The organism is Heyndrickxia shackletonii (assembly GCF_001420715.1).
Lineage (GTDB): Bacteria > Bacillota > Bacilli > Bacillales > Bacillaceae_C > Margalitia > Margalitia shackletonii.
This window is the reverse complement of sequence record NZ_LJJC01000004.1, coordinates 2981715-3007301: the sequence shown is the minus strand read 5'-3', so window position 1 is coordinate 3007301 and position 25587 is coordinate 2981715. Positions and strand designations below refer to the sequence as shown.

Annotated in this window: 23 protein-coding genes; 19 read left to right on the top strand and 4 right to left on the bottom strand. The window is 36.2% G+C overall.

The window, feature by feature from the left end; genetic code table 11:
• Positions 1-80: 80 nt before the first annotated feature.
• From AN964_RS14405 to AN964_RS14350, 12 genes are all read left to right on the top strand, one after another.
• On the top strand, positions 81-341 hold the full coding sequence (locus AN964_RS14405; protein ID WP_055740346.1) for a DUF3243 domain-containing protein: 261 nt from the start codon (positions 81-83) through the stop codon (positions 339-341).
• Positions 342-492: 151 nt separating this feature from the next.
• Positions 493-1284 carry a DUF3388 domain-containing protein gene (locus AN964_RS14400; RefSeq protein WP_055740345.1) on the top strand — a complete coding sequence of 264 codons (792 nt, stop codon included), beginning with the start codon at positions 493-495 and terminating at the stop codon, positions 1282-1284.
• A 58-nt stretch (positions 1285-1342) separates the two neighbouring features.
• The gene (locus tag AN964_RS14395) at positions 1343-2251 is read left to right on the top strand and encodes a helix-turn-helix domain-containing protein (RefSeq protein ID WP_055740344.1); all 909 of its coding nucleotides are present in this window, start codon (positions 1343-1345) and stop codon (positions 2249-2251) included.
• A gap of 103 nt (positions 2252-2354) precedes the next feature.
• A complete protein-coding gene (gene pgsA / locus AN964_RS14390; protein ID WP_055740343.1) occupies positions 2355-2933 on the top strand; it encodes a CDP-diacylglycerol--glycerol-3-phosphate 3-phosphatidyltransferase in 579 nt (192 codons plus the stop codon).
• 16 nt (positions 2934-2949) lie between these two features.
• Positions 2950-4200, top strand: a complete 1251-nt coding sequence (locus tag AN964_RS14385) for a competence/damage-inducible protein A (RefSeq protein ID WP_055740342.1) — start codon at positions 2950-2952, stop codon at positions 4198-4200.
• A gap of 222 nt (positions 4201-4422) precedes the next feature.
• On the top strand, positions 4423-5460 hold the full coding sequence (gene recA / locus AN964_RS14380) for a recombinase RecA (RefSeq protein ID WP_055740341.1): 1038 nt from the start codon (positions 4423-4425) through the stop codon (positions 5458-5460).
• Between the two features lie 399 nt (positions 5461-5859).
• Positions 5860-7419, top strand: a complete 1560-nt coding sequence (gene rny / locus AN964_RS14375) for a ribonuclease Y (protein ID WP_055740340.1) — start codon at positions 5860-5862, stop codon at positions 7417-7419.
• Between the two features lie 144 nt (positions 7420-7563).
• On the top strand, positions 7564-8364 hold the full coding sequence (ymdB, locus tag AN964_RS14370; RefSeq protein WP_055740339.1) for a 2',3'-cyclic-nucleotide 2'-phosphodiesterase: 801 nt from the start codon (positions 7564-7566) through the stop codon (positions 8362-8364).
• A 355-nt stretch (positions 8365-8719) separates the two neighbouring features.
• Complete coding sequence (gene spoVS / locus AN964_RS14365) at positions 8720-8980, top strand: stage V sporulation protein SpoVS (RefSeq protein ID WP_055740338.1); 261 nt, start codon at positions 8720-8722, stop codon at positions 8978-8980.
• A 275-nt stretch (positions 8981-9255) separates the two neighbouring features.
• Positions 9256-10800, top strand: coding sequence for a tRNA (N6-isopentenyl adenosine(37)-C2)-methylthiotransferase MiaB (gene miaB / locus AN964_RS14360; protein ID WP_055740337.1), 1545 nt, complete (start codon positions 9256-9258; stop codon positions 10798-10800).
• A 2-nt stretch (positions 10801-10802) separates the two neighbouring features.
• A complete protein-coding gene (ricA, locus tag AN964_RS14355) occupies positions 10803-11234 on the top strand; it encodes a regulatory iron-sulfur-containing complex subunit RicA (protein ID WP_055740336.1) in 432 nt (143 codons plus the stop codon).
• 357 nt (positions 11235-11591) lie between these two features.
• Complete coding sequence (locus tag AN964_RS14350) at positions 11592-12131, top strand: outer spore coat protein CotE (RefSeq protein WP_055740335.1); 540 nt, start codon at positions 11592-11594, stop codon at positions 12129-12131.
• 94 nt (positions 12132-12225) lie between these two features.
• On the opposite strand, the gene AN964_RS14345 is transcribed toward AN964_RS14350, so the two are convergent.
• Positions 12226-13800 carry an IS1182 family transposase gene (locus tag AN964_RS14345; protein WP_055737850.1) on the bottom strand — a complete coding sequence of 525 codons (1575 nt, stop codon included), beginning with the start codon at positions 13798-13800 and terminating at the stop codon, positions 12226-12228.
• A 414-nt stretch (positions 13801-14214) separates the two neighbouring features.
• Between AN964_RS14345 and AN964_RS14340 the strand changes: the two genes are divergently transcribed.
• The 4 genes from AN964_RS14340 (at position 14215) to AN964_RS14325 (ending at position 19616) form a co-directional block, all read left to right on the top strand.
• The gene (locus AN964_RS14340) at positions 14215-14589 is read left to right on the top strand and encodes a VOC family protein (RefSeq protein ID WP_055740334.1); all 375 of its coding nucleotides are present in this window, start codon (positions 14215-14217) and stop codon (positions 14587-14589) included.
• A 127-nt stretch (positions 14590-14716) separates the two neighbouring features.
• Positions 14717-17305, top strand: a complete 2589-nt coding sequence (gene mutS / locus AN964_RS14335; protein WP_055740333.1) for a DNA mismatch repair protein MutS — start codon at positions 14717-14719, stop codon at positions 17303-17305.
• A gap of 12 nt (positions 17306-17317) precedes the next feature.
• Positions 17318-19228, top strand: a complete 1911-nt coding sequence (mutL, locus tag AN964_RS14330; protein WP_055740332.1) for a DNA mismatch repair endonuclease MutL — start codon at positions 17318-17320, stop codon at positions 19226-19228.
• 163 nt (positions 19229-19391) lie between these two features.
• On the top strand, positions 19392-19616 hold the full coding sequence (locus AN964_RS14325) for a hypothetical protein (protein ID WP_055740331.1): 225 nt from the start codon (positions 19392-19394) through the stop codon (positions 19614-19616).
• Between the two features lie 46 nt (positions 19617-19662).
• Here the strand turns inward: AN964_RS14325 and AN964_RS14320 are convergent, their stop codons facing one another.
• The 3 genes from AN964_RS14320 to sda form a co-directional block, all read right to left on the bottom strand.
• Entirely contained in the window at positions 19663-20280 is a 618-nt protein-coding gene (locus tag AN964_RS14320; RefSeq protein ID WP_055740330.1) for a hypothetical protein, read from the bottom strand.
• Positions 20281-20430: 150 nt separating this feature from the next.
• On the bottom strand, positions 20431-20754 hold the full coding sequence (locus AN964_RS14315; protein ID WP_055740329.1) for an SPW repeat protein: 324 nt from the start codon (positions 20752-20754) through the stop codon (positions 20431-20433).
• Between the two features lie 202 nt (positions 20755-20956).
• The gene (gene sda, locus AN964_RS25640) at positions 20957-21106 is read right to left on the bottom strand and encodes a sporulation histidine kinase inhibitor Sda (RefSeq protein WP_083489362.1); all 150 of its coding nucleotides are present in this window, start codon (positions 21104-21106) and stop codon (positions 20957-20959) included.
• Positions 21107-21393: 287 nt separating this feature from the next.
• Here sda and AN964_RS14310 point away from each other — a divergent pair, with 287 nt between their 5' ends.
• From AN964_RS14310 to hfq, 3 genes are all read left to right on the top strand, one after another.
• Positions 21394-23784 carry a penicillin acylase family protein gene (locus tag AN964_RS14310; protein WP_055740328.1) on the top strand — a complete coding sequence of 797 codons (2391 nt, stop codon included), beginning with the start codon at positions 21394-21396 and terminating at the stop codon, positions 23782-23784.
• 225 nt (positions 23785-24009) lie between these two features.
• Positions 24010-24960, top strand: coding sequence for a tRNA (adenosine(37)-N6)-dimethylallyltransferase MiaA (gene miaA, locus AN964_RS14305; protein WP_055740327.1), 951 nt, complete (start codon positions 24010-24012; stop codon positions 24958-24960).
• Between the two features lie 32 nt (positions 24961-24992).
• Positions 24993-25223, top strand: a complete 231-nt coding sequence (hfq, locus tag AN964_RS14300; protein WP_055740326.1) for an RNA chaperone Hfq — start codon at positions 24993-24995, stop codon at positions 25221-25223.
• The last annotated feature ends 364 nt before the right edge of the window (positions 25224-25587 follow it).

The following is a 25587-nucleotide window of genomic DNA, read 5'->3' as shown; positions in this document are numbered from 1 at the left end:
TAAAATTCCTTCATTTTGAGGTATAAGAATTTTTCTCTGTAGCAAAATAACAACGAACAAATTTGAAGGAGGTTCATAATATGTCTGTTTTAGATAATTGGGATCAATGGAAAAACTTCTTAGGTGACCGCCTAAATCAAGCAAAAACACAAGGGATGAATCAAGAAACAATAAATCAGCTAGCAGGACAAGTTGGTGATTACTTAGCCGGCCAGGTAGACCCAAAGAATGAGCAACAGAGGGTATTAGCAGATCTTTGGTCTGTTGCTGATGAAAAAGAACAACAAGCCATTGCAAACGTAATGGTAAAATTAGTACAAAATAACGGTACACAACAATAGCGAAAAATGCAAGAGAGGGGACATTTGACCCCTCTTTTATTGTTTATTAATGAATTCGCAAAAAAGGGGAGTTTTCCCTTTCATCTTCATCCAAAATCATTTATTATATAAGCTAGAGTCATTATAGTGTTTCTATTATTAGGAGGTTTATATGGATCGCAAAGAATGGTATTTAGAATATGAAATTCAAATAAACCGACCAGGACTTTTAGGTGATATATCTTCTTTACTAGGAATGTTATCCATAAATATTATTAGTATAAATGGTGTTGATGAAGGGAAGCGCGGTCTTCTGTTATTGGTGAAAAATGAAGAACAAATCGTGAGACTTGAATCTATACTACAAACTATGGAAACAATAAAAATAACAAAAATTCGTGAACCAAAATTACGAGATAAATTAGCAGTAAGACATGGCCGATATATTCAAAGAGATGCGGACGACAAAAAAACATTTCGTTTTATTCGCGATGAGCTTGGCATACTTGTTGATTTTATGGCAGAATTATTTAAGCAGGAAGGTCACAAGCTTATAGGCATACGAGGAATGCCCCGGGTTGGAAAAACGGAATCTGTCGTTGCCGCAAGTGTTTGTGCGAGTAAAAAGTGGCTTTTCGTTTCTTCCACTTTATTAAAACAAACCATACGTAATCAGCTTATTAATGATGAATATAACGCGAACAATATTTTTATTTTAGATGGAATTGTATCAACTCAGCGTGCTAATGAAAAACATTGGCAGCTTGTAAGAGAAATCATGAGAATCCCTGCCGTGAAGGTCATTGAACACCCGGATATTTTTGTGCAAAATTCCGAGTACTCCTTGGAGGATTTTGACTATATTATTGAACTTCGAGATAATCCTGAACAGGAAATTACATATGAAGTAATCCAAAGGAATAATTTTTTGAATGATGAAGGATTCGGCGGTTTTGATTATTAAATTAAATGGATAAAGTACATAATTACGAAAAGATTTATGAGATTGGCAGGTGTTATTTTTGACAGAGCTAGGAAGTCGGTTAAAAGAAGCTAGGAAAGCTAAGGGATTAAGCTTAGACGACTTGCAGGAAATGACGAAAATTCAAAAGAGATATTTAAGAGGAATAGAAGAAGGGAACTATGATACCATTCCCGGAAAGTTTTATGTCCGGGCTTTTATAAAACAATATGCGGAAGCTGTTGGACTAGAATCAGAACAGGTTTTTGAAGAATTTAAAAACGAGGTTCCGGTAACACATAACGATGAAATTAATGAGCAAATTTCTAGGGTTCAGACGAGACGGACTGTTTCAGCCGGAACATCGAAAGTATTTAATATACTTCCAACGATTTTGGTAGTGGTTTTTATTGTAGCCGCAGTATTTTTAATTTGGATTCTGGTTCAGAAGTTTTCCGGATCTGGTCAAGCTGAAAATCATAACGCTACCAACAGCGCGCAAGTAAAAGTGAAAGAATCAGGAAAGTCGAATCAAGCTAAAACGAAGGATAATACGGTTGATAACAAACAATCAAACAATACGAATGCAGATTCTAAAACGAATAATAATGAATCTACTAATTCACAAAATGAGCAAAAGCCTGTACAAGAGTTAAAAGTTGAAAGTACTAGTGGCAATAATTCAACTTACAAATTATCCAATACGGATAAATTCAAATTAACTGTTTCATCAACTGATAGAGCATGGATTCTTGTGAAAAATGGAATAAATGGTAAAACCATTTTTACTGGTACACTTAATAAAGGTGAAAAACAAACGTTTGATTTAACAAATGAAAATCAAGCATATATCAGTATTGGGAATGTACCTGCCACTGAAATAAAAGTAAACGATGAAAATTTGGAATATGCAGTGAAAAGTAATACTCAAAAAATTACAATTCAATTTGAACCTTTAAAAACTAAATAGTCATCTGCTGATGACTATTTTTAGCTTATCCAAGCGTAACCAATCCGGCATTTTTAACCTTCAGCTTGAATACTAGACAGAAAAATATAATGGAGGAAGTACCTTGAATTTACCTAATAAAATTACTGTATCACGTATTTGCTTAATTCCTATCTTTATTATTATTATGGTTGTTCCATTCCCATGGGGCAATGTAGAGCTATTAAATATTAGTATGCCTACTGCCCATTTAGTAGGAGCAATTATTTTCATTATTGCTTCGATAACCGATTGGTTTGATGGACATCTGGCCAGAAAATATAATCTTGTAACGAATCTTGGAAAGTTCCTAGACCCATTAGCGGATAAATTACTTGTATCTTCTGCACTAATTATTTTAACGGAGCTCGGTTTGGTTCCTTCATGGATTGTAATCGTCATTATAAGCAGAGAATTTGCCATTACAGGACTTAGGGCAATATTAGCGGGAGAAGGCGAAATTGTTGCTGCTGCTATGCCGGGGAAAATCAAAATGTGGGCACAAACAATTGCAATTGCACTATTATTGCTTCATAACTTTCCGTTCGAACCGATTCATTTCCCTTTTGCTACCATTGCCTTGTGGGTTGCAATGATCTTTACTGTTTATTCCGGTTGGGATTATATATATAAAAATCGCTCTATTTTTTCTAATTCCAAGTAAAGGGAGAGTGTAGATTATGAATGCCGAAATTATCGCTGTGGGGTCCGAGCTTTTACTTGGACAAATTGTAAATACCAATGCCAAATTTCTTTCTACCTCTTTAGCGGAAATGGGTGTGAATGTTTTCCATCATACGGTAGTCGGTGATAATCCCCAAAGATTAAAGAAAACCATCGAAATCGCTGAAAAGCGTGCAGATTTAATTATCTTTACAGGTGGTCTGGGTCCAACGAAGGATGATCTAACGAAGGAAACGATTGCGAACCATTTAGGAAAGAAACTTGTAACGGATCAAGATGCTTTAACTTCCATTGAAGCATATTTTCACAAAGTGAACAGGCAAATGACGGAAAATAATAAAAAACAAGCACTCGTACTTGAGGGTGCAACGGTTCTGCCAAATGAATTTGGAATGGCACCGGGAATGTTTATTCAAAATCAAAATCATTTCTATATGCTCTTACCTGGCCCTCCATTTGAAATGGAACCTATGTTTAGTAAATATGGGCGCCGAGCTATCCTTAAAAAAATGGATAAACGGGAGCATATTGAATCAAGAGTAATGCGTTTCTTTGGAATTGGTGAAGCACAGTTAGAAACAGAAATCGAAAGTATAATAGTAGGTCAATCTAATCCTACTGTGGCACCATATGCATCTGACGGAGAGTGTACGCTTAGGATTACTGCAAAGCACGAATCAAGTGCAGAAGCATTAAAAATGATTGAAGAGATGGAAAAATCCATCAAAGAACGTGTTGGAGAATTTTGCTATGGATATGACGAAACCACACTGATGGCTGAAACGGTAAAAACATTAAAAAACGCCGGATTAACAATTGCCACTGCCGAAAGCTTAACGGCCGGAATGTTTGCAGCAGAAATGGCATCTATTTCTGGTGTCAGCGCAATTTTAAAAGGCGGTGTAGTATGTTATTCAAATGAGGCAAAGGAAAAGTTAGTTAAAGTAAAAAAGGAAACTTTAGATAAATACGGTGCTGTCAGTAAAGAATGTGCAGCAGAATTGGCTGAAAATATTCGTGTGATACTAGATTCAGATATTGGCATTAGTTTTACCGGTGTTGCTGGTCCTGATTCCTTAGAAGGCAAGGAAGCGGGGACAATCTGGATAGGAATATCCGTTAAACACCATCCTGTTAAAACATTTTTACTATCACTGGCAAGCAATAGAAACAGCAATCGTCTTCGCACTGTTAAGTACGGATGTCACTATTTAATGCGTGAAATAGGGCTAAATAGTGGTAATTAAAATGTAAATTTATTTAAGAAAAAATTAATTTTTAAAGTTTTTGTCTTTAAAATAAGCATTTTCGCTAAAGCAAATGCTTATTTTTATGCCTATATGATGACATAAAATAATCGAATAAACGTTCGATTTTTTGCTTGGCAAACCGCTCAAAAACAGTTATAGTAAGGATAAGGCAATTTTATAAAATTAATAGAATAAGTGGAGAATGAGGAGGAAATTTTAGTGAACGATCGTCAAGCAGCCTTAGACATGGCTCTTAAGCAAATAGAGAAACAGTTTGGTAAAGGGTCTATTATGAAACTTGGTGAACAAACGGATAGAAAAATTTCCACCGTTCCAAGCGGATCGCTTGCGCTCGATGTAGCGTTAGGTGTAGGCGGTTATCCAAGAGGACGTGTTATTGAAATTTATGGTCCGGAAAGTTCCGGTAAGACAACTGTTGCCCTTCATGCCATTGCAGAGGTTCAGGCAGGTGGCGGACAAGCAGCTTTTATCGATGCTGAACACGCGTTAGATCCGGTTTACGCACAAAAATTAGGTGTTAATATTGATGAATTACTTTTATCCCAGCCAGATACTGGTGAGCAAGCACTTGAAATTGCAGAGGCACTTGTTCGAAGCGGAGCAATTGATATTATTGTTATCGACTCAGTTGCAGCCTTGGTTCCAAAAGCGGAAATTGAAGGAGAGATGGGCGATTCTCACGTCGGCTTACAGGCTCGCTTAATGTCCCAAGCTCTTCGTAAGCTCTCTGGTGCAATTAATAAATCTAAAACAATCGCAATCTTTATTAACCAAATCAGGGAAAAAGTAGGAGTAATGTTTGGAAATCCGGAAACAACTCCTGGCGGACGTGCCCTTAAGTTTTATTCTTCCGTTCGTTTAGAAGTGCGCCGCGCTGAACAACTCAAACAAGGAAATGACATTGTCGGAAATAAAACCAAAATCAAAGTTGTGAAAAATAAAGTAGCACCACCGTTCCGCACTGCAGAAGTAGATATTATGTATGGAGAGGGAATCTCAAAAGAAGGCGAAATTATTGATATGGGTTCCGAACTTGATATCGTACAAAAAAGTGGTGCATGGTATTCATATAATGATGAACGCCTTGGGCAAGGAAGGGAAAATGCGAAATTATTCATGAAGGAAAATCCTGAGGTGCGAAACGAAATTATGCAGAAGATTCGGGATCATTTTGGTTTAGATGAAGTGAAGGAAGCACCTATCGATGAATCTCAAGAGGAATTTGAATTAGAATAAGCTGGAAAAGCAAAGCTAAATAGCTTTGCTTTTTTTTGTAAAGTCTATAACCGTTCTTATCGAAATTGCGGACTTCCGGTTTCTTGTACCTGAGAAAAGTTAACATGAACTCTTGTACTTCTCGTTTTGTTTCCTCTATCTCAATTGAAAACTACGAAGGTAAAATTGCTACTTCAAATTTCACAGTAACCATACGCAGACTGAGCAATGTACTTTCGCATTTCTAATTTCCATTACCCTTGACAATAAATATTCACAACTATAAAATTAATATGTATAATTTTTTTAAAAAATGATATTTTTTGAAGCCTAAGTGCTGTTTATTGAAACCTTTGTAGCAATGTAGCAGCCGACATGTTTGAGACATGATAAAAGTTCATAGCAAGGGGAGGTGAAAAAATGTCACCAATTGCAATCATCTCCACTTTGCTTGGCCTAATCGTTGGTGTAGTTGTTGGCTATTTTGTTCGAAAATCTTTTGCAGAAGCGAGAATAGCAGGAGCTAAAAATGCTGCGGAGCAGATTTTAGAAGATGCAAAGCGTGAAGCGGAGTCTTTGAAAAAAGAGGCCCTGTTGGAAGCAAAGGATGAAAATCATAAACTTCGTACTGATATGGAACGAGAACTTCGTGAACGAAGAAATGAATTGCAAAAACAAGAAAATCGATTATTGCAAAAGGAGGAGAACCTCGATCGAAAAGATGAATCACTAGACAAGCGTGAAGCAACTCTCGAAAAGAAAGAGGATTCTCTGAATCAAAGACAACAACATATTGAAGAGATGGAAAGCAAAGTGGATGAGATGGTACGAATTCAAAAAACAGAACTAGAACGTATCTCTGGTCTAACCCGTGAAGAAGCCAAAGCGATTATCATAAAGAGAGTGGAAGATGAACTCTCTCATGAAGTAGCCATCATGGTGAAAGAAAGTGAAAATCGTGCTAAAGAAGAGGCGGACAAAAAGGCAAAGAGCATTCTTTCTCTTGCAATTCAGAGGTGTGCTGCTGAACATGTTGCGGAGACAACAGTATCGGTAGTCAATCTTCCAAATGATGAAATGAAAGGTAGAATTATCGGCCGAGAAGGACGTAATATTCGTACTTTAGAGACATTGACTGGAATTGATCTAATTATAGATGATACTCCTGAAGCTGTTATTCTTTCAGGATTTGATCCAATTCGAAGAGAAACTGCAAGAATTGCACTTGAGAAACTAGTTCAGGACGGAAGAATTCATCCAGCGCGTATTGAAGAAATGGTTGACAAAGCAAGGCGTGAAGTGGATGAACATATCCGCGAAATTGGTGAACAAACAACTTTTGAGGTTGATGTTCACGGACTCCATCCGGATTTAATTAAAATCTTAGGACGTATGAAGTTCCGTACAAGTTACGGACAAAACGTGCTAAAACATTCGATGGAGGTTGCTCATCTAGCAGGAATGCTTGCCGCAGAGCTTGGTGAGGATGAAAGACTTGCTCGTCGCGCTGGTTTATTACATGATATTGGAAAAGCTGTCGATCATGAGGTGGAAGGCAGCCATGTAGAAATTGGTGTTGAATTAGCTACAAAGTATAAGGAACACCCAGTAGTTATTAACAGTATTGCCTCTCATCATGGAGATACGGAACCAACATCCATTATTTCTGTCTTGGTTGCAGCAGCTGATGCACTATCAGCAGCAAGACCTGGAGCTCGAAGTGAAACACTTGAGAACTATATTCGACGACTTGAAAAGCTGGAAGAAATCTCCGAATCATATGAAGGAGTTGAAAAATCTTTTGCTATTCAGGCCGGAAGAGAAGTTCGTATTATCGTAAAACCGGAGCAAATTAATGATTTGGAAGCTCATCGTTTAGCACGGGATATTAGAAAGCGAATTGAAGGGGAGCTTGATTACCCAGGTCATATTAAAGTAACGGTTATTCGTGAAACTAGAGCAGTTGAGTATGCAAAATAATAATCACTTTCTTGAAAAGCGGTGTAAATACACCGCTTTTCATCTTTAATAAAATACATATATTTATAATTGTTTAAGTTATTATTTATATGAAATCCTAAATATAAGGTTATAAACACTAATAGTTAATAGAAAGGGAATCTAATGAAAATATTATTTGTTGGGGACGTTGTTGGTTCACCTGGAAGAGATATGGTATCAGAGTATTTACCAAAATTAAAAGCGAAATATCGCCCGCAATTTACCATTATTAATGGGGAAAATGCTGCAGGCGGGAAAGGTATCACCGAAAAAATTTACCGAGGTTTTTTAGAGAAGGGTGCAAATGTAATTACTTTAGGTAATCATACTTGGGATAATAGAGAGATATTTGAATTCATTGATGAGGCAAAATATATGATTAGACCTGCAAACTTTCCTGACGGTACACCGGGGAAAGGTCTAATATTTATCAATATTAATGGAGTAGAAATCGCTGTTATCAATTTGCAGGGAAGAACGTTTCTGCCTCCTTTAGATGATCCATTCAGAAAAGCGGATGAGCTTATTAATACTGCGAAAGCAAAAACAAATATTATTTTTGTTGATTTTCATGCAGAAGCCACCAGTGAAAAGCAAGCGATGGGATGGTATTTGGATGGAAGAGTTTCAGCGGTCGTTGGAACACATACACATGTTCAAACAGCTGATAATCGAATTTTACCTAAGGGCACTGCGTATATTACCGATGTTGGCATGACAGGTCCATATGACGGCATTTTAGGAATGGACAGGGAAGTTGTATTGAAAAGATTTCTTTCTAGCTTACCGGTTCGCTTCGAAGTGCCTAAAACTGGCAGAAATCAATTAAGTGCATGTCTAATCGATATTGATCAGAAAACTGGAATTTCCAAAAGAATAGATACAATTTTAATAAATGAAGATCATCCATTTATGATGGATTAATCAGATGTCTAAGACTTTGAAAAATTAACTCTGTAGATAACTTTTTGAAAAATAATCTACGTCTAGCTCCTGCGCCTATCTATCGGCTAGCGGATTTCTCCGTCTTCTCCCAATAATTAATGGTCATCAGCTCGAATAACTACCGAGCACAGTTTCCGTTGGTCTTGTTGAAGTAAGAAATCCGTACACCGATGAGCAAAGCGCCCCGCGTATTTGTTCATTCTTCTCCTCTTTTTTAGGGCAAGCCGGAATACAATCGCCTTCTGATGAATATAGTAGCAATGGAATGATTATACCAGGATGGTTCACTCTGAATGGGCATTCGGTATTTGGGAAATAACAAGGAGGAGAAGAAATGGAGATATTAAAAGTTTCAGCAAAATCCAATCCTAATTCTGTAGCTGGTGCACTTGCCGGTGTTCTTCGTGAGAGAGGTGGCGCAGAAATTCAGGCTATCGGAGCAGGAGCATTAAACCAAGCAGTAAAGGCTGTTGCCATTGCAAGGGGCTTTGTTGCACCTAGCGGGGTTGATTTAATTTGTATACCGGCATTTACCGATATTCAAATTGAAGGTGAAGAAAGGACAGCAATAAAATTAATTGTAGAGCCAAGATAGCAGCAAATATAAAGATTAATAAAGTTGAAATAAAATCCTGACCTGTGCTAGCGGTCAGGTTTATTTTTTGAAATGATCTCTTTTTATCTAAAAAGCTATCCCACTACTTATAAGTGATGAATTTTCAACAAAAGCCTTCAGCTATTGTATTCATATGAAAAAGGCTTTATACTAAAATAATGTGTATATTAGTATTTATTATTGGTAAGTTCGTGAATTTTTAGTATAAAATAGGTTGAATCTAAGTAGTTCTTAGTTGGAGAAAGGAGATTATTATGAACGAGAAACAACGTTTGGAAGGTCAACAAGTTAGTACAGCTAATCCAGCGGACAAAAAATCCGAAAAGGATTACAGCAAATACTTTCAATCTGTATATATCCCTCCAAATTTGAAAGATGCAAGAAAACGTGGGCGAGAAGAAGTAAAATATCATAAAGATTTTCAAATTGATGAAGAATTCCAAGGGATGGGAAATGGACGGAAATTCTATATTCGCACATACGGCTGCCAAATGAATGAACATGATACTGAAGTTATGGCAGGTATCTTTATGCAGCTTGGATATGAGCCTACGGATACGGTAGAAGATGCTAATGTTATTTTATTAAATACTTGTGCAATAAGGGAAAATGCAGAGAATAAAGTATTTGGAGAAATCGGTCATTTAAAACCGCTTAAACTCGAAAAGCCCGATTTATTAATTGGTGTATGTGGATGTATGTCCCAAGAAGAATCTGTTGTAAACAAAATTTTAGAAAAACATCATCATGTAGACATGATATTTGGGACACATAATATCCATCGTTTACCACATATTTTAAAAGAAGCTTATATGTCCAAAGCAATGGTGGTGGAAGTATGGTCTAAGGAAGGGGATGTCATTGAGAACCTTCCTAAGGTACGAAAAGGAAGCATTAAAGCTTGGGTAAATATTATGTATGGATGTGACAAGTTCTGTACGTATTGTATCGTGCCATACACTCGCGGAAAAGAAAGAAGCCGGAGACCAGAAGATATTATTCAAGAGGTTCGTCATCTTGCATCCCTTGGCTATAAAGAAATTACTCTTCTTGGTCAAAATGTTAATGCTTACGGTAAAGATTTCGAAGACATTGAATATGGTCTAGGTGACTTAATGGATGATATTCGTAAAATAGATATCCCGCGGATTCGTTTTACGACAAGTCATCCTCGTGATTTCGATGATCGTTTGATTGAGGTTTTAGCTAAAAAAGGTAACTTGGTGGAACATATTCATCTTCCTGTTCAATCAGGTTCTAGTGATATTTTGAAAATAATGGGCCGTAAATATACAAGAGAGCGCTATCTTGAATTAGTAGGAAAAATTAAAAATGCGATTCCAGATGTAGCGCTATCGACTGATATCATCGTTGGTTTCCCGAATGAAACGGAAGAACAATTTGAGGAAACATTATCTTTATATCGCGAAGTAGGGTTTGAAATGGCCTATACATTCATTTATTCCCCACGTGAAGGAACACCAGCTGCAAAAATGCAAGACAATATACCTATGGAAGTGAAAAAACAACGTCTGCAACGCTTAAATGATGTTGTGAATGAGCTTTCTCGTGAAGCGCTATTAAAATATGAAGGTCAAACAGTAGAAGTACTTGTAGAAGGGGAAAGCAAAAATAATCCAGATGTACTAGCCGGATACACAAGAAAAAATAAACTTGTAAACTTTAAAGGTCCTAAATCAGCGATTGGTAAGCTTGTAAAGGTGAAAATTACCGAAGCTAAAACATGGTCCTTAAATGGAGAAATGGTGGAAGAACTAGAAGTTGCTGAGGTGAAGTAAAGATGAAAAAATATACAAAAGATGATATTGTAGCGCGTGCTACAGAACTTGCGAAAATGATTTCCGAAACCGAGGAAGTAGATTTTTTCAAGCGTGCAGAAGCGCAAATTAATGAAAATCAAAAAGTTCGTGAAATGATTGCAAGTATTAAAAGCTTACAAAAACAAGCGGTTAATTTTCAACATTACGGAAAAACCGAGGCACTTAAAATGGTAGAAGCAAAAATTGAAAAAATCGAAGAAGAATTGGATGAAATCCCGATTGTTCAAGAATTTAAGCAATCTCAAACAGATGTTAACGATTTGCTGCAAATTGTTGCTTCTACTATTTCCAACACTGTTACAGACGAAATTATCTTGTCAACCGGCGGGGATCTTCTTCGCGGAGAGACAGGTTCAAAAGTTAAAAATAGCATACCAGGCAATTGCAACTAATCGTATATAAACCATTATCTTTTAAAAGATAATGGTTTTTTTAAGGAAAGTATAAAATTTTCCAGCATCTAAATAATTTAAGAAGCTTAATCTTGTCTAGCTCCAGCGCCTATCGGTTAGCGGATGAGCAAGGCGCTTTCGCTTTTCTGTTAGCCCAGAACACAGGTAACACCCTCCACATATAATGAATTAACCCATATAGAGTTAGTGGTTTCTATCATGAACATAGTGCTGTAATATTTTCAGGATATGAAAATCGCAGTATTGTATTTCCTGTAGCACACATAAAAATATTGGCACACTAGTCTATAGGCATGCATAGGATGAATTGAAAATAAATGAGGAGGGTTCGCTCGAATGGCAGAATATAGAGAAATAATAACGAAAGCGGTCGTAGCGAAAGGACGCAAATTTACTCAGTCCAATCATACGATCACACCGCCGCATCATCCATCGAGCATATTAGGTTGCTGGATCATTAACCACAGATATGAAGCGAAAAAGGTCGACAAAAAAGTCGAAATTGTCGGTTCATACGAAATAAACGTCTGGTATTCTCATGGTAACAATACGAAAACATCGGTTGTTACAGAAAAAGTGGATTACGTTGATGTGGTAAAACTAAGTTATCGTGATCCAGATTGTTTAGACGATAAAGAAGTTATTGCACGTGTCCTTCAGCAACCTAATTGTGTCGAAGCAGTTATATCACCAAATGGGAATAAAATAATCGTAAATGTAGAAAGAGAGTTCCTTGTTGAAGTCATTGGAGAAACAAAAATATGTGTTGCCATTCATCCAGATGGCTGTGATTCTGATGACGAGTGGGAAGAAGAATTAGATGAAGAATTTGAAGAACTAGATCCAGACTTTTTAGTAGGGTCAGAGGAAGAATAAAGAGGCTGGGACATAACTAGCTTCAAATAGTGAGAAAGGTGAATTTGAGGGAACTCAAATTCACCTTTCTCTATTTTTGCGTTTAAATTTTCTATTACCTTAGTTGTTTGGCAGTGAATTTTCTTAAATTCACTGCCATTAACGCAAGGCCCATTTCGTTTTCTACCTTCGATTTTCCTCGTACAGAAAATCGAGCGAAACGCAAATTAGCCTTCAAGAATCCAAAAACTGGTTCCACATCGATTTTGCGTTTTCGATAGATGGCACTCGTTTTCTCTTCTGAAAGCTTCGCTCTTACATATTCTTTTTGCTGTTCCCATTTTTCATTCACCATTAGTTTTCGATTGTTGCCTTCTTTTGCTTTTGTACAGGATGAACGGAATGGGCATCCCGAACAGTCTTCGCACTCGTAGATTTTGAACTTCCGTTGGAAGCCTGTACGGTCATTTCGGACTGAATGATATTGATATTCAAGACGTTTCTGATTAGGGCATGTATAGGTATCTGTTTCTTTATCATACTTCCAGTTGTCGGGATTAAAAGTGTTTTGTTTGTACTTTTTCTTTTGTTCCTTCAAATACATATTATATGTAATAAGTGCTTCTCGTTTTCTTTTCAAAAGGATATCATTAAAGTTTTGTTCACTACCATAACCTGCATCTGCGGCAATGTGTTTCGGTAACTCGAAATAATGCTGCTCGATCTCATCTAAAAATGGAATTAACGTACGCGTATCTGTTGGGTTTGAAAATAAACTATAGGCAAGCGCGTATTGGCCCTCCGTTGCGATTTGTACATTGTAACCAGCTTTCAATTGTCCGTTTTGCATATAATCATCTTTCATTCGCATAAATGTCGCATCTGGATCTGTTTTAGAATAGCTATTACGCGTGCCAAAGATTTCAATGTCTTGTTGGTATTTCTGTTTTCGCAGGACAAAATCAATCAACTGTTTTCGCACTTGTTTTGGGTATTTCCGTTCATTTCTTAAAGCTTTTCGTTCTGGAACGTCTGATGATGCTTCTATTTGTTTATCATACTCGGTTACGACATCGTCCACTTTTTGAACCAATTGAGCGAGTTCTTCCAATGATAACTGTTCATCGCTTTCACGTTCCATTTCAGGTATAATTTCATTTTCAAGCAGTTCATTGTATAGCTGGTTTGACTTTTCAATTAAACTTTGATGATATTTCTCAATCGATTTCTTCCAGACAAACGTAAATTTATTCGCATTCGCTTCAATCTTTGTACCATCGATAAAAACCGCTTCTTGATCGATAAGTTTTTCTTCGATCAATTGGCAACGAAATTGGACGAAACATTGGCGAATTAAATCTTTCACTTCTGATTGAACACGGAATCGGTTGATGGTGCGGTAGCTTGGTTGATAACCTTGAGCTAACCACATCATACGGATACTGTCTTTTAATAGGGCTTCCATTTTGCGTCCTGAAAAGATAGATTGCGTGTAAGCACATAAGATAATTTTAAGCATCATGCGTGGATGGTAGGCAGGGCAGCCATTATTTCGCAGAAATGGTTCGAACGCTTCAAGAGGGATGCTTTCAACTAAATGATGGACATGGAAGGCAATATCATTTTTTTGTAATTTTACTTCTAAATCTAAAGGCAAAACTAATTGATTCATGGTATAATTTTTAAACATAAGGATCCTTCTTTCTGTATAATTTTGTTGTGGTGACTTAATTTTATCAGAAGCGGTCCTTATTTTTATTCAAAAAATAATCAAAGCCGGTGAAATTTTACTTGTCGTAAAATTTCACCGGCTTTTTCATCTCAGAGGCGGGTTTTGTCCCAGCCTCTCTTTTTTTAAGAGATTAGAAAATATAAGTTTTGGATGACAAAAGTATTGAACAAGTATAGACTTTGCCTACCCAAAGACATCGTCTAGCGTATTTCTCCGTCTTCTTACTGCGAAATCCTAACACCGATGAACAAAGCGCACCACACTTTTCTTATTCACTTTTCTTATAGGTATCCATAATAAATTTATATAAGGAATTTTTCTAATAAATCTGTACAATGGAGATGAAAATAATCATATAAGGGGATGTTTCCTGTGTCTTTTCGTTTTCAGGGTATTGTCCATATACAATTAGCTGCACCGAAAGGTTGTGAGGATCAAGCTAGACATTTTTTTGCGAATATACTAGGTTTAACAGAAATTCCTAAGCCTGAAAATTTAAGAGCAAGAGGTGGCTGCTGGTTCCAATGTGGAAACCAGGAAATTCACATCGGGGTCGAGGAAGATTTTAAACCAGCGAAAAAAGCCCATCCAGGATTAGTTGTCACTAATATCATGGATTTGAAAAATACATTGAAACTGCATCAAATTGAGTGGAAAGAGGAACCTCCAATTGAAGGAAGAGAACGGATACATGTCACAGATCCATTTGGTAATAGAATGGAATTTCTTGAATTCATAAATGGGTAATAGTACGAAATCGGTTGGGAGAACCAACCGATTTTTTCATAATTGTTAGATTACATGAAGATTGATTTCCGTTTATGTTATAATAATTTTTAGCTAAATATGTTGAACGGAAAGGAATTTGGTAGAAATGAGTCAATACACCCCAATGATTCTACAATATTTGCAGGTGAAGGCAGATTATCAAGATGCCTTTTTATTTTTTCGCTTAGGTGATTTTTATGAAATGTTTTTCGAGGATGCTATAAAGGCATCACAGGAATTAGAAATTACACTAACCAGTCGTGACGGCGGCAGTACGGAGAGAATTCCAATGTGTGGTGTCCCGTACCATTCTGCCGCTAATTATATTGAACAGCTTGTGGAGAAAGGTTACAAAGTAGCTATATGTGAACAAGTGGAAGATCCAAAAACAGCAAAAGGAGTGGTGAAAAGGGAAGTTGTTCAGCTAATCACACCCGGTACCATGATGGAGGGGAAAGGAATTGCTGAAAAAGAAAATAATTTTATTGCTTCTATTACTTCTTTTGATGATCGTTCCTTTGGTTTAGCTTATACTGATTTATCTACGGGTGAAGGCCATGTAACATTTATTGATAGCGATTTTGAACAAGTAGTGAATGAATTATCTATTTTAGGCGTAAAAGAAGTGGTAGTTTCGGAAATCTTTGATGATTTATTTATTAAACAATTAAAGGAACGAAACCATATAACCATATCTTTTGAAAATGATACGGAAATAAAAACGGAGTTTGCGAGAATAATAGCCGATATTGAATCGGGAGAATTGAAACAAACGGTTATACGCCTTTTAAATTATTTACACAGGACACAAAAGCGAAGCTTAGATCATTTACAGCCTATTACGACAGTTGATCTTCATCAATTTATGAAAATTGATTACTATTCCAAACGAAATCTAGAGTTGACAGAGACCATTCGTTCAAAAGGGAAAAAAGGATCATTATTGTGGCTCCTTGATGAAACAATGACTTCTATGGGTGGAAGACGTTTGAAAAATTGGATTGACAGACCGCTTATTGACAGCCGTGCAATCGAAAAAAGACATTTATTAGTAGAAATATTTATGGAACATTTTTTTGAACGTCAAGAATTAAGAGAACGTTTGAAGGAAGTATATGATTTAGAAAGGCTTGCGGGAAGAGTGGCATTTGGAAACGTGAATGCACGGGATTTAATTCAATTAAAACATTCCTTACAGCAAGTTCCTGCTATACATGCTATTATGGAACAATTTCATCATGAAGAAGCATTGAAACTATCAAATAGTTTGGATCCTTGTGAAGAACTAACAGACCTTCTGGAAAGAAGTATTCTTGAAAATCCTCCAATCTCTGTAAAAGAAGGCGGAATTATTCAAAATGGATTTAATGCTGAATTAGATCAATACCGTGATGCAAGCCGCAATGGGAAAACATGGCTTGCTCGTCTAGAGCAGGAAGAGCGAAATCGCACGGGAATTAAATCGTTAAAAATCGGCTACAACCGGGTATTTGGTTATTATATTGAAGTAACGAAATCTAATTTGCATTTATTAGAAGAAGGGCGTTATGAAAGAAAACAAACCTTAACAAACGCAGAGAGATTTATAACACCGGAACTTAAAGAAAAGGAAGCACTAATTTTACAAGCGGAAGAAAAAAGTACAGAATTGGAGTATGAATTATTTCTACAAATTCGCGAGTCGGTAAAAGAATTTATTCCGCGTTTACAGAGACTAGCTCAAATCATTAGTGAAATAGATGTTCTTCAATGCTTTGCAAGCGTCAGTGAAAAAAGACATTATGTAAAGCCAATTTTTAATAAAGAACGGAAAATAGTAATTAAAGATGGGCGTCATCCGGTTGTGGAAAAAGTTATGGATGCACAGGAATATGTTCCTAATGACTGTTATATGGATAAGGAACGTGAAATGCTCTTAATTACAGGGCCCAATATGTCCGGTAAAAGTACTTTTATGAGACAGATTGCATTAACCTCCATACTTGCGCAAATTGGTTGCTTTGTTCCTGCAAGTCAAGCAATTTTGCCAGTTTTTGATCAAGTATTTACGAGAATTGGTGCTGCAGATGATTTAATTTCAGGTCAAAGTACGTTTATGGTGGAAATGCTGGAAGCAAGAAATGCAATTATGAATGCAACTCAAAATAGTCTTATATTATTTGATGAAATTGGCCGAGGTACTTCCACATATGATGGGATGGCACTTGCCCAAGCCATTATAGAATATATACATGATCGTATCGGGGCAAAAACATTATTCTCCACTCATTACCACGAATTAACGGTATTAGAAGAAAATCTGGAACAATTAAAAAACATTCACGTAAGTGCGATGGAGCAGAATGGGAAAGTGGTCTTTTTACACAAGATTAAAGAAGGCCCAGCAGATAAAAGCTATGGAATTCATGTTGCTGAACTTGCAGAGCTCCCACATGAATTAATTGTTCGAGCAAATGAAATTCTTGCTGAACTGGAAGAGAATTCTGATCAGGTTAAAGAAACTCCAAAGATGAAGGAGGAAACGGTTCAGGCACAGCTTTCCTTCTTCGAAGAGCCGAATACGAAGGTAAAACAAGAAACATCTTCAAAAGACAAGAAAATTTTAGAAGAACTAAAGAGTATCAATTTATTAGAAATGAATCCATTGCAAGCAATGAATGTGCTCTATGAATTACAGAAAAAAATAAAAAGTTAGGTGGTGTGCTCCTTGGGGAAAATTATTCAACTGGACGATATCCTATCGAATAAAATTGCAGCAGGTGAGGTAGTGGAACGACCTGCCTCCGTTGTAAAGGAGCTTGTCGAAAATGCCATTGACGCAGATAGCAGCATCGTGGAGATTGAGATTGAGGAAGCAGGACTTGGAAAAATCAGAATTATTGATAACGGGTCCGGTATGGAGGAGGATGATGTCCTCCTTGCTTTCCATCGCCATGCAACGAGTAAAATAAAAGATGAGAATGATTTATTTCGAATCCGGACACTAGGGTTTAGGGGAGAAGCCCTGCCAAGTATTGCTTCGGTATCTCACCTTGAAATGTCATCTTCAACAGGCATTGAGTCAGGAACTAAAGTTGTCGTCGAAGGTGGTAAGCTGCTGAGCAAAGAGAAAAGCCCGGGGAGAAAAGGGACAGATATAGTCGTTACTGACCTATTTTTTAATACTCCTGCTCGTTTTAAATATTTAAAAACCATTCATACCGAGCTCGGAAATATAACGGACGTCGTCAATCGTCTCGCTCTTGCGCACCCGGAAGTTTCCATTCGATTAAGACATAATGAACGATTACTTTTGCAAACAAACGGAAATGGTGATGTTCGCCAAGTACTGGCGGCGATTTATGGGATGAATATCGCAAAACAAATGATTCCCATTTCAACTAGCTCCCTCGATTTCAAAATCAGCGGTTACATTTCTTTACCGGAGATAACGAGAGCATCACGTAACTATATTTCTACTATGATAAATGGTCGTTTTATTAAAAATTATTCATTGGTTAAAGCCATTCAAGAAGGTTATCATACCTTATTGCCAATTGGTCGTTTTCCAATCATCTTATTAAACATTGAAATGGACCCGATTTTAGTTGATGTTAATGTCCATCCGTCCAAACTGGAAGTAAGACTTAGTAAAGAACAGGAGCTAAATGACCTTGTATCGAGCACTATAAAAGCGTCATTTAAAGATAAAGTACTTATTCCATCAGGCAATATTCAGCAAATGGAAAAAGAAGCTCCACCCATTCAAACATCTTTACAACTTGATCATTTACCTTTACCGGAAATGGATCATTCTGTTCAAAAAAAGGAAAATCAATTTGATTTTCGAAAGTCAGGATATTCTAAAGAAGAAACATCTCTTCCTTTTGAAGATGTGAAAAGAGTATTTCATTTAGACGAAAATAAACCAGTATCTGTTCCATATGATGAGGACGAGGATCTTGTTTTTCCGGAAGTGGTGCAGGAGCCAGCATACGAGATGGAATCGAATGATACCGCTCTAATAGCAGAGAATAAGGAGGCACAAACTACTAGCCGAATTCCGCCTCTTTATCCAATAGGACAAATGCATGGAACCTATATTTTTGCACAAAATGATCAAGGACTGTATATTATTGATCAACATGCTGCTCAGGAAAGGATAAAATACGAATATTTTCGGGAAAAAGTTGGGAGAGTGGAAAAACAGCTGCAAGACCTCCTTGTTCCTTTAACATTTGAATATTCAACGGACGAATATATTAAAATTCAAGAAAATCTTGAAGAATTAGCCTATGTAGGTGTCTTTATGGAACCTTTTGGTCATAATAGCTTTATTGTTCGTTCCCACCCTGTTTGGTTTCCAAAAGGGGAAGAAAAGGAAACCATTGAGGAGATGGTGGAACAATTATTATCGATGAAAAAGGTGGATGTGAAAAAACTACGCGAGGAAGCAGCAATAATGATGAGCTGTAAGGATTCCATTAAAGCGAATCGTCATTTGCGAAATGATGAAATACAAGCATTGCTAGATTCCTTGCGTACCGCATCTGATCCATTTACGTGTCCACATGGTCGTCCAATTATTATTCATTATTCCGTTTATGAAATGGAAAAGATGTTTAAGAGGGTAATGTAGCCTTCTAAATAGTTAAAATCGGTTAAGTATCTCCGGTTTTAACTATTTTTTTATACATGAAAATATTTACTCCTCATACATAAAAAAGTCATATGATATGAGTATTAAAAGAACATATGTTTGTATATAATAAGAATATACATTATGTTGTGGAGTGATAGAAATGAAAGGCATTCTTTTAAGGGCACTTGATTCAGGAATGAAGCTTGAAATGATCTATATATCTAATAACAATGAAATAACATACCGAACCATTAAGGTATTATCTGTCGAGATTGATTCTTTTAAGGCATATTGCTATTTAAGGAAAAAACAAAGAACATTCGTGATTAAAAATATCCTCTCCATTGGTCCGGAACGTTTAAAATATAATAAAGACATTTCGTAATAAAAATGAATGGTACCAAAGCTCAAATTCCATTCAAATCTTTGCTCTACTTAAGATGTTTAATTTTTTCATGAAGTAATTTTACCTCTTTAAATACCATTTTTCGATTTGCGTGCACCGTATTCATAATCTCATCCAAACTTTTTTCCTCTTTTTTTAATTGAATGATCCTTGATAAATCTGTTTCAGTTGTCTTTGAAATAGCCGCCGCAACAATCAAAAAATGCAGATCTGCATCTTGCTTTAAATAACGACTTATCTCCTCCGGTTTCCGATTGGTATAGTTCGCTAAAATATAAATAATTTTTTCTTTATTTTCCTTATAAAGTAGTTGTTTTGTTCTCCTCATTTGATCTGTTTTTAATTTTTCCAAGTCAACACCAAAATGCTTTGCAGTTTCATGCCAAGATTGATGTTTTTTGTAATATCGTAATATACTTTCGATACTTTTATTTGCATACATCGAAATATGAGCAGCTTTGATAATTTCATGAACCGTATATCCTTGTTTTTCAAGTCTTTGAAAATCCTCATGATTTAATTGTAAGTGTTCCTCTTCCGAGTTAACCGGACTTTCATAGATACTGGCTTTTACCAACGGTAAAGTCAAGAAAGATAATAATGTGATGGTTGCGCATGCGATATATAAAAAATACTTTTTCAACTAGTCAATCACTCCTGTATTTAAGTTCAAAATAGGATTTCCTATTTTAACAAAAGTATGTATACAAAGGGAAATGGCGTAAAAAACAAATCCCCCTAAAGAATCGTTGTCTTTAGGGGGATATATGTGCAAAAGCATATAGACATATTACTAATTGCTCTGTTTTGAACCCACGTTCCACAAGCTAAAAAGAATAGTGACTAGGCCGAGAATAACACTGGTCCAAGTTTCTCCACTGGAAAGGGAATAAACAAAAGGTAAAATAACAAACCATGCCCCGGTTAATACGGTGATCCAGTTTTTCCAAGAATTCCACCCTGTTTCACTCGATGCCCAGAAGGACAATATTAGTTGGATGAGACCAATCACAACACTGGACCAAAGTGCACCAGATTGATCTGAAAATCCTAGAACCCAAGGCGCAATAATAAACCAAACACCAATCAAAGCATTTAATGTACTTCTTGTTTTCATGTTTGCACCTCCTTGATGGTTTACGAAATAATGAATATTTCGTTACTAAATTGTATGAAAAATTATGATAATGTTTCATACAATCTTTATTTTAGACACCTAAAAATATTTAATATTTTTAAATAGGTATGGATTAATGGACTAATTACTTATTGCAAAAAAGAAAAAACAAAAGCAAATAATGCTTTTGTTTCATGACGAGTTACTTATTGTTGGGTTTTATACTTATTAATTGACGCTTTTCAACTTCTGCTTTCAGAATCATGATAAATTCATTCGGCAGATTTAACTGAATAGCTTTTTCGTATGCGCTGATCAGCCGAGCATCCGAAAGAGGAATACAATGTTCCATGATGAAACTTACACTCCTTTCTGATTTTTGCTTCCATAAAGATAGGCATATGAAAAAAATACACTCCAAGAAAAGCGTGAAGGAGTGTACTTTGTCGTTCAGTCAATTAGATGTAACCTGCACAGCAAGTAAAATTATAGTAAATTATTTATGAAATTTCAATAGATTTTGATAATAACAGAACCTTTTGCTCCATATTTTTATAAAATACACAATAATTTTTTATCCCACTATAAAGGACTTTTTTCCTGAATAGCAAATATTCTTAAATACAAGGGGGGAGAAATATGGAGGTTGTGGTAGAGAGAAAACCTATAAAAAAATGGAAAAAGCCTTTATTATGGACAATCATCATTTTAGTGATTTTAGTTTTATTAATAACTGTCTTTTTGAATTTTTACACTTTACGATCACTGCCAAAAACGACGGGAGATGTTTATTTAAAAGAATTAAAAAATCCGGTTAGTGTTATTCGGGATGAAAAGGGTGTACCGCATATTAAGGCTGAAAATTTACATGACTTGTATTACGCTCAGGGGTACGTGGAGGCTCAAGACAGACTTTTTCAAATGGACTTGAGCAGGAGGCAAGCATCAGGCAGATTAAGTGAAGTAGTTGGAAAGGCTACGATAGATCGAGATAAATTTTTCAGAACAATTGGATTAAGAAGGGCGGCAGAGGAATCTTATCAGCAATACTCCAGTGAAGGGAAGAATGTTTTAAAATGGTTTGCAGATGGTGTTAATGCCTATATCAAGGAGGCAATTTCTTCTAAGCGCTTACCAATTGAATTCACCTTATTAAACTATCAGCCTGAAAAATGGACTCCAATTGATTCCTTAACCATTGGAAAATATATGGCTTTTGATTTAGGAGGTCATTGGAATGAACAGGCTTTTAATTATTGGGCACTGAAAAATTTATCAGAGGAAAAAGCGAAAGAATTGCTGCCGAGTTATCCAACAGATGCACCGCTGATCATTTCTCAATTAAAAGATAGTCAAATAAATATTGAAAAGAGCTTTGCGAGTGCAATAAAACCACCAGTATTCAATGGAAGCAATGACTGGGTTGTAAGCGGCGATAAGAGTGTTTCAGGAAAACCATTACTTGCAGATGATCCTCATTTATCTTTGGCGACACCATCCATATGGTATCAAATGCATTTGCAGGCAGAGGATATGAATGTAAGCGGTGTTATATTTGCAGGTATTCCTGGAATCATTCTTGGCTCTAATGAACATATTGCGTGGGGGGTAACTAACACAGGGCCGGATGTTCAAGATTTATATATAGAAAAAAGAAATCCAATAAATGCTAAGCAGTTCCTATACAATGATCAGTGGTATGACGCAACTGTCATTAATGAGCCTATAAAGGTAAAAGGAGAAAAAACGATTCCCTATAAAGTAACAATTACAAAACACGGGCCGGTTATTTCGGAGTTTGCTTACCACAATAAGGATAACGCCGTTTTTTCTTTGCAGTGGACAGCTTTGGAACCATCGAAGGAGCTGGAAGCAGTTTTAAATATGAATAGAGCAAAAAATTGGAATGAATTTGAAAGGGCACTCTTAGACTTTCACACACCTACTCAAAATTTTGTCTTTGCATCAGATGACGGAACTATTGCATATAAAGCAAATGGGAAAATTCCAATTAGGAAAAAAGGTGATGGCCTTTATCCTGTACCTGGTTGGTCCGATGAATATGGATGGAAAGGATACATTCCATTTGACCAGCTGCCAAAAGTCGTAAATCCTATACAAGGGTTTATTTCCAGTGCCAATAACAAAGTAATTGATGAGCAGTATCCCTACCATATTAGTAATGTTTGGGCACAACCGTACCGACAAACAAGAATTCAAGAAGTGCTTAATTCAAAGCAAAAGCTCTCTATTAGAGATATGGAATCATTGCAAATGGATCAAATAAATGTATCGGCAACAGAATTTGTTCCACAATTTCTAGAAGTATTAAATAAAGCACCTTTAACAGATATTGAGCGAAAAGCAATGAATGAGTTGAAAAAATGGAACTATAAAGATGACAAAGAATTTGCAGCACCTTTAATTTATAATCTATGGATGAAAGAAATGCCAAACGTGTTGTTTGAAAAAGAAATTCCAAAGGATGTCTTAGATTTATTTGAAGGGGAATCACAAGCTATCGACCAGCTAATACGAAACGCACTAAGCGGGAATGAAGGTGCATGGGTGAAAGAAAGGGGCGGAATACAGGTAGTTTTACAAAAATCTCTGAAAAATGTGTTATCAGGTTTAAAAGACCATTATGGAGACAAACCTTCAGCTTGGAAATGGGGTGACTACCATAAATTATACTTTGCCCATCCAATTTCCTCCTCTTCTAGTGTATTGGCATGGATCTTTAACCGTGAGAAACCAGTCCCGGTTGGTGGAAGTAAGGTAACCGTTCAAGCGGCTAGTAATAGAGATGATGGGATTGTAGACCATGGGGCATCATGGAGATTTGTTATTGATACAAGTGACATGAATACCTCCTATCATATTGTAGGACCGGGACAGTCGGGCAACGTTAGAAGTAATTGGTATCATGATCAAATAAATGACTGGGTGAATGGAAATTATCATAAAACAATATTAAATATTCATGCTAATGATGGGAAAGAGTTAAAATTATTGCCTTTTGGCAAATAAAATCATGTGACCGACTTAAAAAGAGTCGGTTATTTTTTTATGTATAGGGCAAAATAAGTTTAAACTAAAAATTTTTCGGTTATAATAAATAACTGTTCCAATAATATTATGATAATATGGTACGATAAAGAAGCATTGCTTAATTACATCATTCGATTTTAGGTAATGCAAAATAAACTTCAAAGAAGTCATGGAAATATTTTTTATAAAAGGCTGTGAAATTAATTGAATGATCTTCAGAAGCTTATCGTACTTATCGGCCCCACTGCCGTTGGAAAAACGGACTTAAGCATTTATTTAGCCCAACGTTTTAATGGTGAAATCATTAGCGGTGATTCCATGCAAATTTATAAAAGTATGGATATTGGAACGGCAAAGATATCAAAAGATGAAATGGCAGGAATACCACATCATCTTATTGATATTAAAAATCCAGATGAGCCTTTTTCGGTTGCAGAATTTCAAAAGCTTGTCCGTGAAAAAATAACGGAAATACATAATAGAAATCGCGTTCCGATGATTGTCGGTGGTACAGGTTTATATATTCAATCAGTTCTATATGATTACCGGTTTTCTGATGATGTCGGAAATGATGAAATTAGAACGAAGCTAGAACAAAGGGTCAAAACAGATGGAAATATGGTTTTATATGAAGAATTAAAATCTATTGATCCGAAAAGTGCTGTAAAAATTCATCCAAATAATATTCGAAGGGTTATTCGAGCATTGGAGATTTTTTATTGTACTGGGAAAACAGCATCTGATTATCAAAAGCAACAGGTGCCAAACCTTCTATACAATGTTGCATTAGTTGGTTTAACGATGGACAGGGAACAATTATATAACCGGATTAATAAGCGTGTAGATATTATGATGGAAAATGGTTTATTGGAAGAAGTCAAAAGATTATACGATAGTAATCTTCGTGAGGTACAATCCATACAAGCAATAGGATATAAAGAACTTTACGCTTATTTCGACGGAATCATTACATTAGAAGAAGCGATAGAGAGATTAAAGCAAAACTCTCGTAATTACGCTAAAAGGCAGTTAACATGGTTTCGAAACAAACTGGATGTAACATGGTTTGATATGACGGATAATTCCGAGCGGGCAAAAAAAATAGTGGAAATTTCAAACTTTATTGCAGGAAAGCTACATGTTAAAATCGAATAAATAGTATTAGATATAGAAGAGGAGGACTTAGTATGAAACAAGCAGTGAATATTCAAGATCAATTCTTAAATCAATTAAGAAAAGATGGTACGTCTGTTACAGTTTTTTTGCTTAATGGATTTCAATTAAGAGGTCAGGTAAAAGGCTTTGATAATTTTACCGTATTATTCGAATCTGAAGGAAAACAACAACTTGTTTTTAAACATGCCATATCAACCTTTGCTCCACAAAAAAATGTTCAAATAAATTTTGAAGAAGCATAGAAACCCGCTAGCCGAAAAGCGCTGGAATTGGACAGAGAATGTACATGGTAATAGACTTACTTTCTTAACTTTAAAAAACGTACCTGCAAAGGTACGTTTTTTTTGCATTGTGCGCCCGGCATGGGTGTAGTCTCTAGGGTGAAAGTCCCGAACTGTGAAGGCAGAAGTAGCAGTTAGCTTAACGCAAGGGTGTCCGTGGTGACGCGGAATCTGAAGGAAGCGAGCGGCAAACTTCCGGTCTGAGGAACACGAACTTCATACAAGGCTAGGTATCATTGGATGAGTTTGCAATACAAAACAAAGTCCTTTCTGCCGAAGGTGATACAAAGTAAATGAAGCAGATAGATGGAAGGAAAGATTGCAC